The sequence below is a fragment of the Kitasatospora sp. NPDC051914 genome (assembly GCF_040680995.1).
Lineage (GTDB): Bacteria > Actinomycetota > Actinomycetes > Streptomycetales > Streptomycetaceae > Kitasatospora.
This window is the reverse complement of sequence record NZ_JBFAXX010000060.1, coordinates 1-15,755: the sequence shown is the minus strand read 5'-3', so window position 1 is coordinate 15,755 and position 15,755 is coordinate 1. Positions and strand designations below refer to the sequence as shown.

General features: G+C 72.0%; 13 protein-coding genes. 3 read left to right on the top strand and 10 right to left on the bottom strand.

The genetic code is table 11. From position 1 onward, the window contains the following. Positions 1-152: 152 nt before the first annotated feature. Positions 153-2,312 (top strand): catalase/peroxidase HPI, encoded by a 2,160-nt coding sequence (katG, locus tag AB0M03_RS31085; protein WP_363497567.1) that lies wholly within the window; start codon positions 153-155, stop codon positions 2,310-2,312. Between the two features lie 177 nt (positions 2,313-2,489). On the opposite strand, the gene ugpC is transcribed toward katG, so the two are convergent. The 8 genes from ugpC to AB0M03_RS31045 all read right to left on the bottom strand — a co-directional run bounded on the left by ugpC (position 2,490) and on the right by AB0M03_RS31045 (position 13,682). Then, positions 2,490-3,677 carry a sn-glycerol-3-phosphate ABC transporter ATP-binding protein UgpC gene (gene ugpC, locus AB0M03_RS31080; protein WP_363497472.1) on the bottom strand — a complete coding sequence of 396 codons (1,188 nt, stop codon included), beginning with the start codon at positions 3,675-3,677 and terminating at the stop codon, positions 2,490-2,492. 34 nt (positions 3,678-3,711) lie between these two features. Then, positions 3,712-4,542, bottom strand: a complete 831-nt coding sequence (locus AB0M03_RS31075; protein ID WP_363497470.1) for a carbohydrate ABC transporter permease — start codon at positions 4,540-4,542, stop codon at positions 3,712-3,714. After that, positions 4,539-5,471, bottom strand: a complete 933-nt coding sequence (locus tag AB0M03_RS31070) for a sugar ABC transporter permease (RefSeq protein WP_363497467.1) — start codon at positions 5,469-5,471, stop codon at positions 4,539-4,541. Before AB0M03_RS31070 ends, AB0M03_RS31075 begins: the two co-directional genes overlap by 4 nt. Continuing rightward, a complete protein-coding gene (locus tag AB0M03_RS31065) occupies positions 5,468-6,736 on the bottom strand; it encodes an ABC transporter substrate-binding protein (RefSeq protein WP_363497464.1) in 1,269 nt (422 codons plus the stop codon). The genes AB0M03_RS31070 and AB0M03_RS31065 overlap by 4 nt, the downstream gene beginning before the upstream one ends. A 567-nt stretch (positions 6,737-7,303) precedes the next feature. After that, on the bottom strand, positions 7,304-9,598 hold the full coding sequence (locus tag AB0M03_RS31060; RefSeq protein ID WP_363497461.1) for a catalase: 2,295 nt from the start codon (positions 9,596-9,598) through the stop codon (positions 7,304-7,306). A gap of 70 nt (positions 9,599-9,668) precedes the next feature. Then, positions 9,669-10,160: a hypothetical protein gene (locus tag AB0M03_RS31055; RefSeq protein ID WP_363497458.1), complete on the bottom strand. Its 492-nt coding sequence runs from the start codon at positions 10,158-10,160 to the stop codon at positions 9,669-9,671. After that, positions 10,157-12,631, bottom strand: a complete 2,475-nt coding sequence (locus tag AB0M03_RS31050; protein ID WP_363497455.1) for a nitrate reductase — start codon at positions 12,629-12,631, stop codon at positions 10,157-10,159. The genes AB0M03_RS31055 and AB0M03_RS31050 overlap by 4 nt, the downstream gene beginning before the upstream one ends. A gap of 103 nt (positions 12,632-12,734) precedes the next feature. Beyond that, on the bottom strand, positions 12,735-13,682 hold the full coding sequence (locus tag AB0M03_RS31045; RefSeq protein WP_363497452.1) for a zinc-binding alcohol dehydrogenase family protein: 948 nt from the start codon (positions 13,680-13,682) through the stop codon (positions 12,735-12,737). A 90-nt stretch (positions 13,683-13,772) separates the two neighbouring features. Here AB0M03_RS31045 and AB0M03_RS31040 point away from each other — a divergent pair, with 90 nt between their 5' ends. Then, positions 13,773-14,228 (top strand): MarR family transcriptional regulator, encoded by a 456-nt coding sequence (locus tag AB0M03_RS31040; RefSeq protein WP_363497449.1) that lies wholly within the window; start codon positions 13,773-13,775, stop codon positions 14,226-14,228. 76 nt (positions 14,229-14,304) lie between these two features. Then, positions 14,305-14,988, top strand: a complete 684-nt coding sequence (locus AB0M03_RS31035; protein ID WP_363497446.1) for a maleylpyruvate isomerase N-terminal domain-containing protein — start codon at positions 14,305-14,307, stop codon at positions 14,986-14,988. Between the two features lie 44 nt (positions 14,989-15,032). Here the strand turns inward: AB0M03_RS31035 and AB0M03_RS31030 are convergent, their stop codons facing one another. Together AB0M03_RS31030 and AB0M03_RS31025 are read right to left on the bottom strand one after the other, a co-directional pair. Next, the gene (locus AB0M03_RS31030; RefSeq protein ID WP_363497444.1) at positions 15,033-15,488 is read right to left on the bottom strand and encodes a hypothetical protein; all 456 of its coding nucleotides are present in this window, start codon (positions 15,486-15,488) and stop codon (positions 15,033-15,035) included. Beyond that, positions 15,485-15,755, bottom strand: a 271-nt coding sequence (locus AB0M03_RS31025) for a helix-turn-helix transcriptional regulator (protein ID WP_363497441.1), incomplete at its 5' end; no start/stop codon positions are given. The genes AB0M03_RS31025 and AB0M03_RS31030, both read right to left, overlap by 4 nt.

The following is a 15,755-nucleotide window of genomic DNA, read 5'->3' as shown; positions in this document are numbered from 1 at the left end:
ACGACCTCTCCCGCACGGGCGGGAGCCGACGTTCTGCGTGTTCTTCCCGCCGTACGGTCCACGGTGCGGGACGATATGGGAGAAAGGGTACAAATAGACCGATCGAGGAAGAAGGGGCGGACGTGTCCGGCAGCGAGAGCGAGAACCCAGCAATTCCCTCCCCCACCCCCACGTCGACCCGCCCCAGGACGAACCGGGACTGGTGGCCCGCCCAGCTGGACCTCCAGGTGCTGCGCCAGCACTCACCCGGTCCCGATCCGATGGGCGAGGACTTCGACTACGCGGCGGAGTTCGCCACCCTGGACGTGGACGAGCTGAAGCGGGACGTCATCGAGCTGATGACGAAATCGCAGGACTGGTGGCCCGCCGACTACGGCCACTACGGACCGCTGTTCATCCGGATGAGCTGGCACGCCGCCGGCACGTACCGCATCGCGGACGGCCGGGGCGGCGGCGGCAGCGGCGCCCAGCGCTTCGCGCCGCTCAACAGCTGGCCGGACAACGCCAGCCTGGACAAGGCGCGGCGGCTGCTCTGGCCGGTCAAGCAGAAGTACGGCCGGAAGATCTCCTGGGCCGACCTCCTGGTGTTCGCCGGCAACTGCGCCATGGAATCCATGGGATTCAGGACGTTCGGCTTCGGCTTCGGGCGCGAGGACATCTGGGAGCCCGAGGAGATCTTCTGGGGTCCCGAGGACACCTGGCTCGGCGACGAGCGCTACAGCGGCGACCGCAATCTCGCCAATCCGTTCGGCGCCGTGCAGATGGGGCTGATCTACGTCAATCCGGAGGGCCCCAACGGCAACCCGGACCCGCTGGCCGCCGCCCGCGACATCCGGGAGACCTTCGGGCGCATGGCCATGAACGACGAGGAGACCGTCGCGCTCATCGTCGGCGGCCACACCTTCGGCAAGTGCCACGGCGCCGTCGACCCGTCCTACCTCGGCCCGGAGCCCGAGGCCGCTCCCCTCGAGCAGCAGGGCCTGGGCTGGCACAACACGTACGGCAGCGGCAAGGGCGCCGACACGCTCACCAGCGGGCTCGAGGGCGCATGGACCAACGAGCCCACGACGTGGGACAACGGCTACCTGGACAACCTGTTCCGGTACGACTGGGAGCTGACCACCAGCCCCGCCGGGGCCCACCAGTGGAAGCCCACCGACCCCGCGGCGCAGGGCACCGTGCCGGACGCGCACGACCCGTCGAAGCGGCACGCCCCGATGATGCTGACGACGGACCTCTCGCTGCGGGAGGACCCGGTCTACGCGCCGATCTGCAGGCGCTTCCACGAACACCCGGACCAGCTCGCCGAGGCGTTCGCCAAGGCCTGGTACAAGCTGCTGCACCGCGACATGGGCCCGGTGTCCCGTTACCTCGGGCCGTGGGTTCCCGAACCGCAGCTGTGGCAGGACCCGGTCCCCGAAGTCGACCACGAACTGGTCGCCGACGAGGACATCGCCGCCCTCAAGGACCGGATCGCCGACTCCGGTCTGAGCATTCCGCAGCTGGTCGGCACGGCGTGGGCGGCGGCGGCGAGCTTCCGCGGCACCGACAAGCGCGGCGGGGCCAACGGGGCGCGGATCCGGCTGGCGCCGCAGAAGGACTGGGAGGTCAACGACCTGCCCGAGGTGGCCGAGACGGTCCGGCGGCTGGAGGAGATCCAGCGGGACTTCAACGGCGCGCAGACCGGCGGCAAGAAGGTCTCGCTCGCCGACCTGATCGTCCTGGGCGGCTGCGCCGCGGTCGAGCGTGCCGCCCGGAACGCGGGGCACACCGTCACGGTCCCGTTCGCGCCGGGGCGCACGGACGCCTCGCAGGAGCAGACCGACGTCGAGTCGTTCGCCGTGCTCGAACCGCGGGCGGACGGGTTCCGCAACTACCTGCGGGCCGGCGAGAAGCTGTCGCCGGAGACCCTGCTGCTCGACCGGGCGAACCTGCTGACGCTGACCGTGCCCGAGATGACCGTCCTGGTCGGCGGTATGCGGGCGCTGAACGCGGGCTTCCGGGGCTCCCCGCACGGCGTCCTCACGCAGCGCCCGGAGGCGTTGACCACCGACTTCTTCGTCAATGTGCTCGGCATGGGCACGGTGTGGAAGGCGTCGGAGGCGGACACGGACGTCTTCGAGGGACGGGACCGTGCCACGGACGAGCTGAAGTGGACGGCCACCGCCGTCGACCTCGTCTTCGGATCGAACTCCCAGCTGCGCGCCGTCGCCGAGGTCTACGCCTCCGCGGACGCGGACGAGAAGTTCGTGCGCGACTTCGTGGCGGCGTGGAACAAGGTGATGAACCTCGACCGGTTCGACCTGCACTGAGCGGCGGAGCAGCTGTGCTGCGGTGCCCGGTCGGCCCCGGTGGGCCGGCCGGGCACCGTCGTGCACGGGGCCCGGCGGGCGTGACGTGCCGCGCCCGTACGACACGCGTCCCGAGCCGCGCCTCGGCCTCCGTCCCCTGGCACCGGTCCGGGGAGGGGTGTCGGCGCGGAACCGGCGTCAGTCCGCGGCCTGCTCGGGGCGGGTCAGGTTGGTGCCGGTCGCGGGGTCGAAGACGTGGATGCGGGCGGTGTCGATCCACAGCTCCAGCGGGCTGCCCTCGGCGGCCCGGGTGGCGGTGTTCAGCCTGGCGACCACCCGCTGCTCCTGCACGCCCGTGTCCGCCCGTCCCGAGTCTGCGGCGAGTTCGGCGAGCTCCTCGCTACGGGCGGGCCCGCCCTCCTCGGCGAAGTGCACGTACACGTCGGATCCCACCGACTCCCGGACCTCCACGGTGACGGTGTGGGTGATGCCGTGCGCGTGCTCGTCGACCAGCGAGGCGTCCTCGAACGCCTCGGGGCGGATGCCCACGATGAGGTCGCGCGGCGCGTCCGCACGTTCCAGAGCACGTCGGATCCGGTCGTCCAGCGGGACGTCGCCCAGCGAGGTGCGCAGCGCGTTCTGCTCGAGCGTCGCGCCGAGGAAGTTCATGCCGGGCGAGCCGATGAAGCCCGCCACGAACAGGTTCACCGGTGCGTCGTACAGGTGCTGGGGCGAGCCGACCTGCTGCACGACGCCGGCGCGCATGACGACCACCCGGTCGCCGAGGGTCATGGCCTCGACCTGGTCGTGGGTGACGTAGACGGTGGTGGTGCCCAGGCGCCGTTGGAGGGCTGCGATCTGGGTGCGCATCTGGACCCGGAGCTTGGCGTCGAGGTTCGACAGCGGCTCGTCCATGAGGAAGGCCTTCGGGTCCCGGACGATGGCGCGGCCCATCGCGACGCGCTGGCGCTGTCCGCCGGAGAGGTTGGCGGGTCTGCGGTCGAGGTGCTGGGTCAGGTCGAGGATGCGGGCGGCTTCCTCGACCTTGGCGGCGATGGCGGCCTTGTCGACCTTGGCCAGGCGCAGGGCGAAGCCCATGTTGTCGCGGACGGTCATGTGCGGGTAGAGGGCGTAGCTCTGGAAGACCATGGCGATGTCGCGGTCCTTGGGGGCGCGGTCGTTGACGACCTGCCCGCCGATGCTCAGCGTGCCCTCGGTGATGTCCTCCAGCCCGGCGATCATGTTGAGGGTGGTGGACTTGCCGCAGCCGGACGGGCCGACGAGGATGACGAACTCGCCGTCGGCGATGGTGAGGTTGAAGTCTCGGACGGCGAGTGCGCCGTCGGGGTAGCGCTTGGTGATGCCGTCGAGGACGATCTCGGCCACGGTTCGCCTTCCTGGTCCGCCCGGTGGGGCGGTCTCATCCCTTGACTGCGCCGGCGGTCAGGCCGGCGACGATGCGGCGCTGGAACAGCAGAACGAAGATCACGATCGGAATGGTGATGACCACCGCGGCGGCGGCGATGGATCCGGTCGGCTGCTGGAACTGGGAGCTGCCGGTGAAGAAGGCGATCGCCGCCGGGACGGTCCTGGCCCGGGTGGTGGAGGTCAGCGAGATGGCGAACAGGAAGTCGTTCCAGCAGAAGATGAAGACCAGGATCGCCGTGGTGACGACGCCGGGGGCGGCCAGCGGCGCGATGACCATCCGGAAGGCCTGCCACGGGGTGGCGCCGTCCACCTTCGCCGCCTTCTCCAGGTCCCACGGGATCTCGCGGAAGAACGCCGACAGGGTGTAGATCGCCAGCGGCAGCGAGAAGGTCATGTACGGGATGATCAGCCCCAGCCAGGTGTCGAAGATCCCGAGCGCGCGCTCGATGTTGAACAGCGGCGAGACCAGCGAGATCGGCGGGAACATGGCGATCAGCAGGGACACGCCGATCAGCAGCCGCTTGCCGGGGAACCGCAGCCGGGCCACCGCGTAGGCGGCCATGGTGCCGAGGACGACGGCGATGGTGGTGGCGATCACCGAGATGCCGATGGAGTTGACCAGGGCGCGGGTGAACTCCGAGGTCTCGAAGATCCCCTGGTAGTTCTCCCAGGTCCACTCGCGCGGGATGAAGTCGCCGTCGGTGAGGGTGCTCGGCTCCTTGAAGGAGAGCGCCACGATCCACCACACCGGGAAGAGCGCGTACAGCACGACGATCAGGTTGGCGAAGCCCCAGCTCGTCAGGGTGCGGGTGCGGCTGCTCATCGGCGCTCCGGTTCGCCACCCGGCGCGGCGGCGCCGAAGACCTTGATGAAGACGAAGGCGATGATCGCCACGCAGAGGAAGATCAGCACCGAGATCGCCGACCCGATGCCCAGGTTCAGGGCGGTGAAGAGGTTGTCGTAGCCGAGGATCGAGACCGATCCGGTGTCGTTGGCGCCGCCGGTCAGCACGTAGATGTTGTCGAAGATCCGGAAGGCGTCCAGGGTGCGGAAGAGCAGGGCGACCAGGATCGCCGGTTTCATCAGCGGCAGGATCACCAGGCGCAGCCGCTGCCAGAACGTCGCTCCGTCGACCATGGCCGCCCGGACGGTCTCGTCGGGTACCAGGGCCAGGCCGGCCAGCAGGAGCAGGGCCATGAACGGCGTGGTCTTCCACACCTCGGCCAGGATGATCAGGCCGATCGCCTGCCACTGGTCGGTCAGCGGGGCGCTGCCCTCCGGCAGCAGCGCGGCGAGGTAGCCGATGCCCGGTGTCCAGGCGTACTGCCAGGAGTACGCGGCGACCACGGTGACGATGCCGTAGGGGATCAGGACGGCGGTGCGGACGGTGCCTCGGCCGAAGACCGCGCGGTGCATCACCAGCGCGAGCGCCATGCCGAGCACCAGCTCGATCGCCACCGACACCACGGTGATCAGTACGGTGACCCACAGCGCCTGCCACCAGAACGGGGAGCTGAGCACCGCGCCGTAGTTGGACAGGCCCACCCACTCGGCCTGGTTCGGGAACCGCAGGTCGTAGCGCTGCAGCGAGAGGTAGATCGCGTACACGATCGGGTAGGCGGTGACCGCCAGCATCACGATCGCGGCGGGCGCGCACAGCAGCAGGCCCAGTCGGCGCTCCTGGCGCGCGCCCTCGGACAGTTCCGCGGTCTTCTTCCCGGCCTGGTCGCCGAGTGCGGTGGCAGGTGTCACGGGATCAGCCCCTTGGAGCCGAGGGCGTCCTCGATCTGCCCGCGGAGGTCGGCCACGGTGCTCTCCGGATGGATGTCGGCGGGCGGCGAGAGGGTGTGCGAGACGGCGATGGACACGTTCTGGTAGGCGGGGGTCTGCGGCCGCACGCTGGCGGTCTCCAGCGCGGCGAGCACGTCCGCGGCGAACGGGTAGCTCTCGGTGAGCTCGGCCGCCTGGTACAGGCTGCGCAACGACGGCGGCAGGCCGCCCTTCAGCGCGTTGGTGAGCTGGTTCTCCCGGTCCCGCAGGCACAGCGTGGCCTCGTACGCCAGGTCCGGGTGCCGGCCGTACGCGCCGACGGCCAGGTCGATCCCGCCGATCGTCACGCTGGCTGGCCGGTCGGGCAGCACCGCAGGGTACGGCGCCCAGCGGAAGTGCTTGAACAGTTCGGGCTGGTTGGCCTTCATCGACGGGTAGACGAAGGGGTAGTTGAGCTCGAAGGCCGCGGTTCCGGACTCCATCGCCAACCGGTTCTGGTCCTCCATCTGGTTGGGCAGCGAGGGGTCGGCGGCCGACGACGTGGCGGTGTCGTGCATCACCCCGGCGGCGACGACCGCGGGCGGGCCGAGCGAGGGTGCCTGCGCGTCCGGGGTGAGGATCGAGCCGCCGGCGCTGGTGACCAGGGTGTTGAACCACACCGTCAGGCCCTCGTACTGCGCGCCCTGGATCTCCACGTAGTGCGGCTTGCCCTGCTTCGCCAGTGCGTCCGCCTGGGCCAGCATCTCCGCCCAGGTCTTCGGCGGGTTCGGCACCAGATCGTCCCGGTACCACAGCAACTGCGTGTTGGAGTTGTACGGCACCGCGAACAGGCGGCCCTGCCAGGTCGCGGTCTGCACGGCCGCCTCGAGGGTGTCGGCGGTGGCCTGCTCCTTCATCGCCCCGGTCCACTCCCGGATCCACCCGGCCTCCGCGAACTCGGCCGGCCAGGTGACGTCCAGGCCGAGGATGTCCACGCCCGTGTCGTGCGCGGCCATCCGGCGCACCAGCTGCTGGCGCTGGCCGTCGGCGCCGCGCGGCAGCTTGTTGTACTTGATGGTGTAGCGCCCGCCCGACTGCTGACCGCACCGGTCCGCCGCCTGCTGGAGAGCGCCCGAGTCGTCGGGGAAGTTGTACCAGTTCAACGTCACCGGCCCGCCCTGACCGTTGCTCCCGCAGCCGGCCAGGACCGACGCGGCGACGCAGAGCCCCGCGGCCGCGTTCAGCCACCGTGAGCGGAAGGTGCGCATTCCCGGCCTCTCTCCCGATGCGGGGTGTCGGATCATCAGACGCTAACGCGCAGCACCACCGCCCCCGGGGCGCGCCGCGCGGGCGGAACACCCGAACGGACCATCACGACACGCCTTTGGCCGGACGGCGGCAGGTCGCGTGGCCGCCGGCCGCGGGTGGGCTGCGCCCGCTCCGGGAGAGCACCTGCGGCGCCGTACTCGATCACCGCGGCGACGGCGGCGGACCCGTTCCGCCGTCCCGGCGGCACTCCGGGGCCCAACCCCGTGGCGATCGTCGCGATTCGCCACCGCGCCACCTGGAACGGCATCTCGGTACGGAACCCGAGGACCTGCTGCTGCGGTCGTCGTGGGTCGAAATGCTCTCCTCGGCACACGTCGGTCCCGCCGGCGTCGCCCGGGCCGTGGTGGACGCCCCCGTCGCCGACCGACACGGGACGCTCTCGACCCGCCGGGGCACGGGCCGACGGGACGTCGGACGTGCGGCCGCCAACGCCGTGCGGGCCGGATCGTGTTCCCGCAGTGCGGCGGCCTGCCCGGGAGTCCCACGCCGTCGGCGGCCCCGGCGGATCAGCGGCCCGTCTCGGGTGGCGGGGGGAACCGGTCCCAGACGCGGTGGGCGGCGAGGAGGTCGGTGATGCCGCTCAGGACGGCCTCGCCGTCCTCGCCGAGGACGACGCCGGGGGCGTCGGCCGGGATGCCGGCCGCCCGCAGGGCCCGGTCGGCCCCGCCCCAGCCTCCGATGGCCTTGGCGTGGCGCCAGGCCTCGCCCAGCATCAGGGTGATGCGGGGGTCGACGGCGGTACCGGGAGCGGCCGGGCTGCCGGCCTTCGCGTCGCGGCCGCCGTCGGCGTCGGCGCCCGGGGCGGGGGCACCCGCCAGCAGTACGGCGTCGAATTCGATGGAGCGGGCGGTGGCGAAGGTCCGCTGGACGGTCACCGGTTCCGCGTCCCCCGCCGTCAGCTGCCCGCCGGTGGGAGCGACGACCAGCGGCGCCATGTCCGCGGCCAGGATCGCGCGGCGCACCGAGGCGAGCGCCCCGAGGTCACCGTCCGGGTCGGCGACGATGCCGATCACCCGGCCCGTGGTCGGCCAGGTCCGGCCGATCTGGGAGAGTGCCGGGCTGGGCCGCGGATCGGCGAGCGGCTCGGCGGGCTCGGGGGCGGGCAGGCCGAGCCCGCGGGCCACCTCCGCGCACAGGTGCGGGTCGATCTCGGCCAGCACCCGCAGGGTGCGTTCCCTGACGGCCGGCTCGTAGCACTTGGCGAGTTCGAAGGTGTATGCGGCGATGATGTGTTCGCGCTCCGGCGGGCTCATGCTCGCCCAGAACAGCCGCGGTTGGCCGAAGTGGTCGTCGAAGGAGGCCGGTGCCTCGCGGACCTTCGCCGCTGCGGGCAGCGGGAGGGGGTGCTCGATGCGGGCGTGGTCACCGGCGCCGGCGAAGAACGGGCAGCCGCCGTCCAGGGAGTTCGGCTTGTACGGCGCGACGCCGCTGTGCACGGCGTGCTGGTGGAAGCCGTCGCGCAGCATGTCGTTGACCGGGGCGTGGGTGCGGTTGACCGGTATCTGGGCGAAGTTCGGGCCGCCGAGGCGGGTGATCTGGGTGTCGAGGTAGGAGAACAGCCGGCCGGCCAGCAGCGGGTCGTCGGTGACGTCGATGCCCGGGACGAGGTGACCCGGGTGGAAGGCGACCTGTTCGACCTCGGCGAAGAAGTTCGTCGGGTTCGCGTTGAGGGTGAGCAGGCCGATCGGCTCGACCGGGGCCAGCTCCTCGGGGACGATCTTCGTCGGGTCGAGCAGGTCGATGCCCTCGAAGGTCTGCTCCGGGGTGTCGGGGAGCACCTGGATACCCAGCTCCCACTGCGGGAAGGCGCCCGACTCGATGGCGTCGTAGAGGTCGCGGCGGTGGAAGTCCGGGTCCGCCCCTGCGATCAGCTGTGCCTCCTCCCAGACCAGGGAGTGCACGCCGAGCTTCGGTTTCCAGTGCCACTTGACCAGGGTGGTGCGGCCCTCGGCGTCGATCAGGCGGAAGGTGTGCACGCCGAAGCCCTCCATCGTCCGGAACGATCGGGGGATGCCGCGGTCGGACATGTTCCACAGGGTGTGGTGGGTGGCCTCGGTGTGCAGGGAGACGAAGTCCCAGAAGGTGTCGTGGGCGGACTGCGCCTGCGGGATCTCCCGGTCGGGGTGCGGCTTGGCGGCGTGGACCACGTCCGGGAACTTGACCGCGTCCTGGATGAAGAACACCGGGATGTTGTTGCCGACCAGGTCGAAGACGCCCTCGCCGGTGTAGAACTTGGTGGCGAAGCCGCGGGTGTCGCGCACGGTGTCCGCCGACCCTCGGGACCCGAGCACGGTGGAGAACCGCACGAACACCGGCGTCTCGACGTCCTGGGCGAGGAACGCCGCCCTGGTGAGGCCCGCGGCGCTGCCGTAGCTGCGGAAGACGCCGTGCGCGGCGGCACCGCGGGCGTGCACGACGCGTTCCGGGATGCGCTCGTGGTCGAAGTGGGTGATCTTCTCCCGCAGGTGGTGGTCCTGCAGCAGGACGGGTCCGCGCGGCCCGGCCTTGAGGGAGTGGTCCGAGTCCGGCAGGCGTGCACCCTGTGCCGTGGTGAGGAACTCCCCGTTCTGGGCGCGCACACCGGGGTCCGCGCCGTCCGCCCGGCCGGTCGCCGAGACGGGGCGCGGGGCGGCCTGTTCGCGTTTCGGCGGCAGCGGTGGCCGCGGCTCGGTGGGCTCCGCCACCTGCGGCGGCTCGGGCCCGGGCGCCCCTGGTACCTCGGGCGGTGACTCCGGCAGGACCTCCTCCGCCGCCTCCACCGCCTTCTCGACGATCTTCTTGATCGGTCCGGGCTGGTTCATGTCGTCCTCCTGGTTGCCTTCGCTCCTGCACGGCGACGGCTCCGGCACGTCTCGCCGCGGCGGCCGGCCGTCACACGCTGCCGAGCAGTTGCGGGGAGAGGGTCTTGATCATGGTGTTGGTCCAGCGCATCTGACGCAGCGTCTGCGGGTGGCAGGCGGTGGCCAGGTCGAGCAGTCTGCTGTCGTCGGTGGCCTGTGCCAGCTGGGCGAGCATCTCCCAGCGGAGGGAGTTCTCGGTGGCGGTGAGGTGGAGGTCGCACAGGTCGTACAGCAGGAGCAGGCCGATCTCGGAGCGGCGGCCGAGGGCCTCGGCGGCCTTCTCCCGCACGGCCGCCATCAGGCCGGGGCCCGGGTCTCCGTCCGGACCGGACAGGTCGAGGCCGTAGTGCTGTGCGGCGCGGGCGATGCGGTGGGCGTGCTCGTGGGACCAGCGGGCGACGTCGGTGGCGACGTGGTGCACTTCGTGGTCCGCTCGGTGGCGCCGGGCGACGACGAGCAGGTCGTGCTCCAGCCTTCGCTCGCCGTCGTGCAGCGCCTGCAGGGTGATGGAGGCTCCGCTCACCGTCCGTCTCCTTCCGGGGGTGCGGCGGTCTGGGCGGCCACAGCGGCCGGGCCCCCGGTGGTCGGCGGGGCGGCGTGCGGGTCGACGGGGGCGGAGGCGGTGGTGGTGGGCGCCGGGGAAACGGCTCCGTCGGCCCGCTCGACCAGCGTGAGACGGGCGGCCGCGGCCTTGAGGAGCGGCTGTTTGGACACCGGGTCCCAGTCGCTGATCGTCGTCTCGTTGGCGGCCCGCCCGCCGGTCCGGCCGGGGCGGTGGCCTTCGGGGGTGTCCCAGTAGCCGTAGTGGAAGGGCAGGAAGACCATGCCGTCGCGGATGCCGGTGATCCGCAGGCGGCCGCGCACCGAGCCGCGCGGAGTGGCGACCTCGACCAGGTCGCCCTCCGCCACGCCGTGCCGCTGCGCCTCGCCGGCGGAGAGCTCGGCCCACACCTCGGGCGCGGCGGCATCGAGTTGCGGTGCCCGGCCGGTCTTGGTGCGGGTGTGGAAGTGGTACAGCGTGCGGCCGGTGTTCAGCTGGAGCGGGTACTCCTCGCCGGTGTCCTCGTGCGGGGGCAGGTACTCGGCGGCCCTCAGCACCGCCTTGCCGTCGGGATTGAGCGCCCGGTACTCGGCCCCGGAGACGGAGGCCCCGGTGACCAGGTCCTTGCCGTAGGTCTCGCAGTCGTCCGCCCCGGCCCAGGTGATGCCGTCGGTGTAGAGCCTCTCGGTGCCGTCGGGCGCGTCCTCGGTGCAGGGCCACTGGATGCCGCTTCCGCCGCGCAGCCGGTCGTGGGTGAGGCCGGTGTAGTCGCAGGGCCGGCCGCGGCTGCACTCCTTCCACGCCTCGAACGCCGACGGTGCGTCGTGCCAGCCGATCAGCGGGCCGCCGTCCTTGTCGCGGAATCCCATCCGGCGGGCGAAGTCGAGGAGGATGTCGAGGTCGGGACGGGCTTCGCCGGGCGGGTCGACGGCCTTCTCGGAGAGGTGCACGGTGCGGTCGGCGTTGGTGAACGCCCCGGTCTTCTCGCCCCAGGTCGCGGCCGGCAGCACGACGTCCGCCAGTTGCGCGGTCTCCGTGGCGTACAGGTCCTGAACGACCGTGAACAGCCGTTCCTGGCCGAGGACGTCCCGGATGCGGTGCAGTTCGGGCAGGGAGACGGCCGGGTTGGTGCCGGAGATCCACAGCATCCGGATCGAGCCCTGCTCGGCGTAGCGGAAGATCTGCATGGCCGGGGTCGGCGGCCCGTAGTGCGGGATGCGCGAGGGTTCGACGTTCCAGACCTTCGCGAGGTCGGCGACGTGCCGGTCGTTCTCCCAGTTGCGGAAACCCGGGAGGTCGCCGTCGGCGCCGCATTCCCGGGTGTTCTGGGCGGTGGGCTGGCCGTTCATCTGGAGGACCCCGCAGCCGGGCCGTCCGAGCATGCCGCGGATCAGCTGGAGGTTGTTGACCTGGCAGGCGGCCGCGGTCGCCTGGTGGGACTGGTAGACGCCCTGCAGCACCGTGGACAGCAACCGCTCGGCGCCGCCCAGGATTTCGGCGGCCCGCTCGATGTCCGCGGCCGGTACGTCGCAGATCCCGGCGGCCCATCCGGGCGTGCAGCGGGCGACCTGAGCGGCGAGTTCGTCGAAGCCGACGGTGCGGTCGGCGACGAAGTCGCGGTCGATCCGGCCGGTGCGGATGACCTCGTGCAGCAGCGCGTTGAGGAGGGCCACGTTGGTGCCGGAGCGCGGCGCCAGGTGCACGGCGGCACGACGTGCCACCGGCGTGGGGCGGGGGTCGACGCACACCAGCTGCGGCGGATCGGCGCCCTCGAGGCGGTCCAGGACCCGCATCCAGAGCACCGGCTGGGTCTCGGCCATGTTGTGGCCGAACAGGGCGATGACGTCGGCGTGGTCGACGTCCGTGTACGAGCCGGGCTGGCCGTCGCTGCCGAAGGTCTCCTTCAGCGCCTCGCCGGCCGTGGCGGTGCACAGCCGGGTGTTGCCGTCCAGGTGGTTGGTGCCGATCCCGGCCCGGGCGATCACCGTGAGGGTGTAGTACTCCTCCAGGAACAGCTGCCCGGTCGTGTAGAAGCCGATCGAGCCGGGCCCGCGCTCGCGCAACAGGTGCTGCGCCTCGGCGACGACCCGGGCCATGGCGGTGTCCCAGTCGCAGGCGACCAGCCGACCGTCCCGGCGCATCAGCGGGGTGGTCAGCCGGTCGGCGGAGTGGTTGGCCTGCCAGCCGAACAGGTCCTTCGGCCCGAGCCGGCCGCGGTTCACCCGGTCGCCGGAGCGGCCGCGCACCCCCACGATCCGCCCGTCGGCGACGGCGATGTCCATCGCGTCCCCGTTGGAGTGCAGCAGTGACGCGCTCTGCGCCCAGTGCTCGACGCTCTCCGTCCCGACGCCGGGTGCCAGGAAGGAGTCGACCCGCGCCGGCCACGGCTCCCCGCGGGCGTACGGGGTGCGGCCGCCCCAGGGCTGCGCGATCCGATCCACTTCCGGTTCCATCGCCGGCCTCCGTGCTCGTCCTCCTCGGACGTGCCGCGTGTACCCGGCCGACCGCCGGCTACGCGGACCGGTACCGCCCGCCGCGGGAGAGCCGCGCCCGGTGTCACCGCACCCGGACGACGCTCTTTCCGCGGGTGGCACCGCTCGCCAGGTGGTCGATCGCGGTCCCCACGTCCGCGAGTTCGTACTCGGCGGTGATGTCGATGCGTACCGAGCCGTCGGCCACCAGCGCCAGGGCACGGGCGGCGCCGGCGGCCAGCCGGACGGGGTCGGTGCGGCTCAGCAGGTGGCTGTTGTAGGTGATCAGCGACTGCCCGTTCATCAGCAGGTCGTTCACCGGGACGTCGACGGGCTCGAAGGTGGCGAGGTTGCCGTAGACGGCGAGCCGCCCGTGCGGCGCCAGGTGTGCCAGGTTCGCGGTGCGGGTCGCACCGCCGACGGGGTCGAGGATCGCGTCGAAGGTCTCCCCGGCAAGGGCGTCCGGGAACTCCGCCCGGGTCAGCACCTGGTGGTAGCCGAAGCGGCGGGCGTAGCCGGCCCGGTCGGCGTTGCCGGCCACGCCGACGATGCGCCGCGCGCCCGCCGCGGCGGCGAACTGCGCGGCCAGGGTGCCGACCGCACCGGATGCCGCGTGGATCAGGACACTGTCCCCGGCCTCGACCCCCGCGACGGTGTTGATCAGGTCGTAGGCGGTCGGGGCGGTCCAGCCGAACCCCGCCGCGGTGCGCACGTCGACGCTCTCCGCAGGAACGGCCAGTGCGGCCGGCGCGAGCGCGACCTGCGCGTAGCCGCCTCCGCCGATCAGCGCGAGGACCTGCTCCCCGAGGCGGCCCTCGTCCACGCCGTCACCGACCGCGACGATGTGGCCCGCGGCCTCGAAGCCGGGCACGAACGGCCGCGGGATCGGGAAGTGCCCCTGGCGCGCCAGCACATCACCCCACTGGACACCCGCGCAGGCGACCCGTACCGCCACTTCGCCCGGCCCGGGGACCGGTTCCGCGGTCTCGGTCAGACGGAACCGGTCGTCGGCGCTCAGAACAACGGCCTTCATCGAGTTTCAACCCCCTGTGTTGACTCAGTAACCTGATACTGAAAACGCTAATGAGTATCAGGTAGTTGAGTCAAGTAAGGAAGTTGAGAGATGGTCGAGGCGCCCGTCGAGGAACACCTCTGCACCCGCATCCGCCGCGCCGAGCAGGCGCTGATGGCCCACCACGAAGCGGTGCTGCGCACCTACGGGCTGACCATGACCCAGTACACGGTGCTGCTCGCCCTCTCCCGCGAGGACGGCCGTTCCGGCGCCCAACTCGCCCGCGCCTGCGGCGTCTCCCAGCAGAGCATGGCGACCGTCCTGAACGGCATGCAGACCAAGGACCTCATCGACCGCACAGCCTCCCCCGCCCACGCCAAGGTCATGATCGCCACCCTCACCGACGCCGGACGGGACCTGCTCGACCGCGCCTACCAGGAGGTCATCGTGCTCGAACGCGCCCTGACCGAACGTTTCAGCACCGACGAGCACCGCCGTTTCTGCGAGTTCCTCGACCGTGCCACCGCCACCCTCGTCGAACAGACACCCACGAGCCCGGCACGCTGACGGCAGAACGGCAGACCGGCAGCCTGGGGACAGCGCCCTGCCGTTGCACCGGTTCCGGTCGGGTAGCTTGATCGGCATGGACCAGGGGCGGGTGATCGAGGCGTTCGGTGTCGAGGCCGGGCGACTCGTGCAGGAGATGACCGGGGTGTCGCAGGCCGAGTGGCGGCTGCCCACACGATGTGCACCGTGGACGGTGGCCGAGCTGCTGGGGCACGTCCAGGTGGTGATCGCCTGGCTGCCCGGCATGCTGGCCGTGCCGGCACCGGCCTGCGCCGAGGTGTCGGCATCGGAGTACTACCGGGCCGACAGCCGTTTCGCCCCGGACACCAACGCGGCTCGGATCGCGCTGGCACAGGACCGTGCGGCCCGGCAGGCCGGCGGAGCCCGCCCCGTCGAGGGTTTCGACGCCACCTGGCGGGAGGCGGACCGCCTGTGCCGTGCCGAGGCGGACGGGCGTGTCGTCCGTACCCGGCACGGCGATCCGATGCTGCTGTCGGAGTTCCTGGTGACCCGGGTGGTCGAGGTCGCCGTACACGGTCTGGACCTGGCCGATGCCCTGGGACGCAAGCCGTGGCTGACTCCGCAGGCCGCGGACGTGCTGCAGGATCTCCTGCTCGGCCCGGACGGTGGAGCAGCGCTGGAGGAGCTGGACTGGGACCGGCTTCGCTTCCTGCGCAAGGCGACGGGACGCGATCCCCTCACCGGGGAGGAAGCGGCGGAGGTCGACCGCCTGGGCATCCGGTGGCTCACGCTGGGTTGAGCACGTCCCTGCAGTGCTCCGGCCGGTGCGGCACGACGGCCGGCTCACTGCAGGTCGAGATCCACGATGCCCTGCAGCGCCGTCCCGGTGGCCCGGGCCTCCTCCAGGCGGTCCTCGAAGGCCTCGGCGCGGCGGTCGGGCGGGAGGCCGGCGAGGCCGGGCGGCCAGGTGCCGGGGCGCACCACGGTCACCAGTACGCCACCGGCCTCGGCCGCGGCCGACAGCCATGCCGGCGGCGCCTCCATCACGGGTCTCGGCTCCCACCCCTCGCGGCCGCCGACCAGCAGCAGCCCCACGAACCGGTCGCCGCGGACCCGCACCGACCCGGTGGTCACCGGGGCGTCGCCGGCCGCCACGAAGCCGCTCTCCCAGGCATCCGTCGCCAACGCGCCGTAGTGGCCCTCGTCGACCTCGACGACGATCTCCGCCACCATGCCGTCGTCCGTCTCCCGCACCACCAGCGCCCACAGCACCGGCCCGTCGCCCGCAGCACCCGTCACGCCGGGTCCAACGAGCCGGGGCCGCAGAGCGCACGCCCCTCCGTGCCCGGCCGGCGCCCGGCTCGGGCGTACCGGCCCGGGGTGGTGCCCAGGACGCGCTTGAAGTGCCGGGTGAGATGGGACTGGTCGTAGAAGCCGGCGGCGGTCGCGACCTCGCCGGGCGGCCGGCCGGCGAGCAGCAGTCGGCGGGCGAGGTCGACGCGACGGGACATCACGTACTGGTGGGGTGCGATGCCGAAGGCGGCGCTGAACGCGCGCACCAGGTGC

What these genes read in the sequence shown, in the direction of transcription:
- AB0M03_RS31075 (WP_363497470.1), bottom strand. Translation starts at nt 4,542, where the DNA reads ATGAGCAGCCGCACCCGCACCCTGACGAGCTGGGGCTTCGCCAACCTG.
- AB0M03_RS31065 (WP_363497464.1), bottom strand. Translation starts at nt 6,736, where the DNA reads ATGCGCACCTTCCGCTCACGGTGGCTGAACGCGGCCGCGGGGCTCTGC.
- AB0M03_RS31060 (WP_363497461.1), bottom strand. Translation starts at nt 9,598, where the DNA reads ATGAACCAGCCCGGACCGATCAAGAAGATCGTCGAGAAGGCGGTGGAG.
- AB0M03_RS31050 (WP_363497455.1), bottom strand. Translation starts at nt 12,631, where the DNA reads ATGGAACCGGAAGTGGATCGGATCGCGCAGCCCTGGGGCGGCCGCACC.
- AB0M03_RS31045 (WP_363497452.1), bottom strand. Translation starts at nt 13,682, where the DNA reads ATGAAGGCCGTTGTTCTGAGCGCCGACGACCGGTTCCGTCTGACCGAG.
- AB0M03_RS31040 (WP_363497449.1), top strand. Translation starts at nt 13,773, where the DNA reads ATGGTCGAGGCGCCCGTCGAGGAACACCTCTGCACCCGCATCCGCCGC.
- AB0M03_RS31035 (WP_363497446.1), top strand. Translation starts at nt 14,305, where the DNA reads ATGGACCAGGGGCGGGTGATCGAGGCGTTCGGTGTCGAGGCCGGGCGA.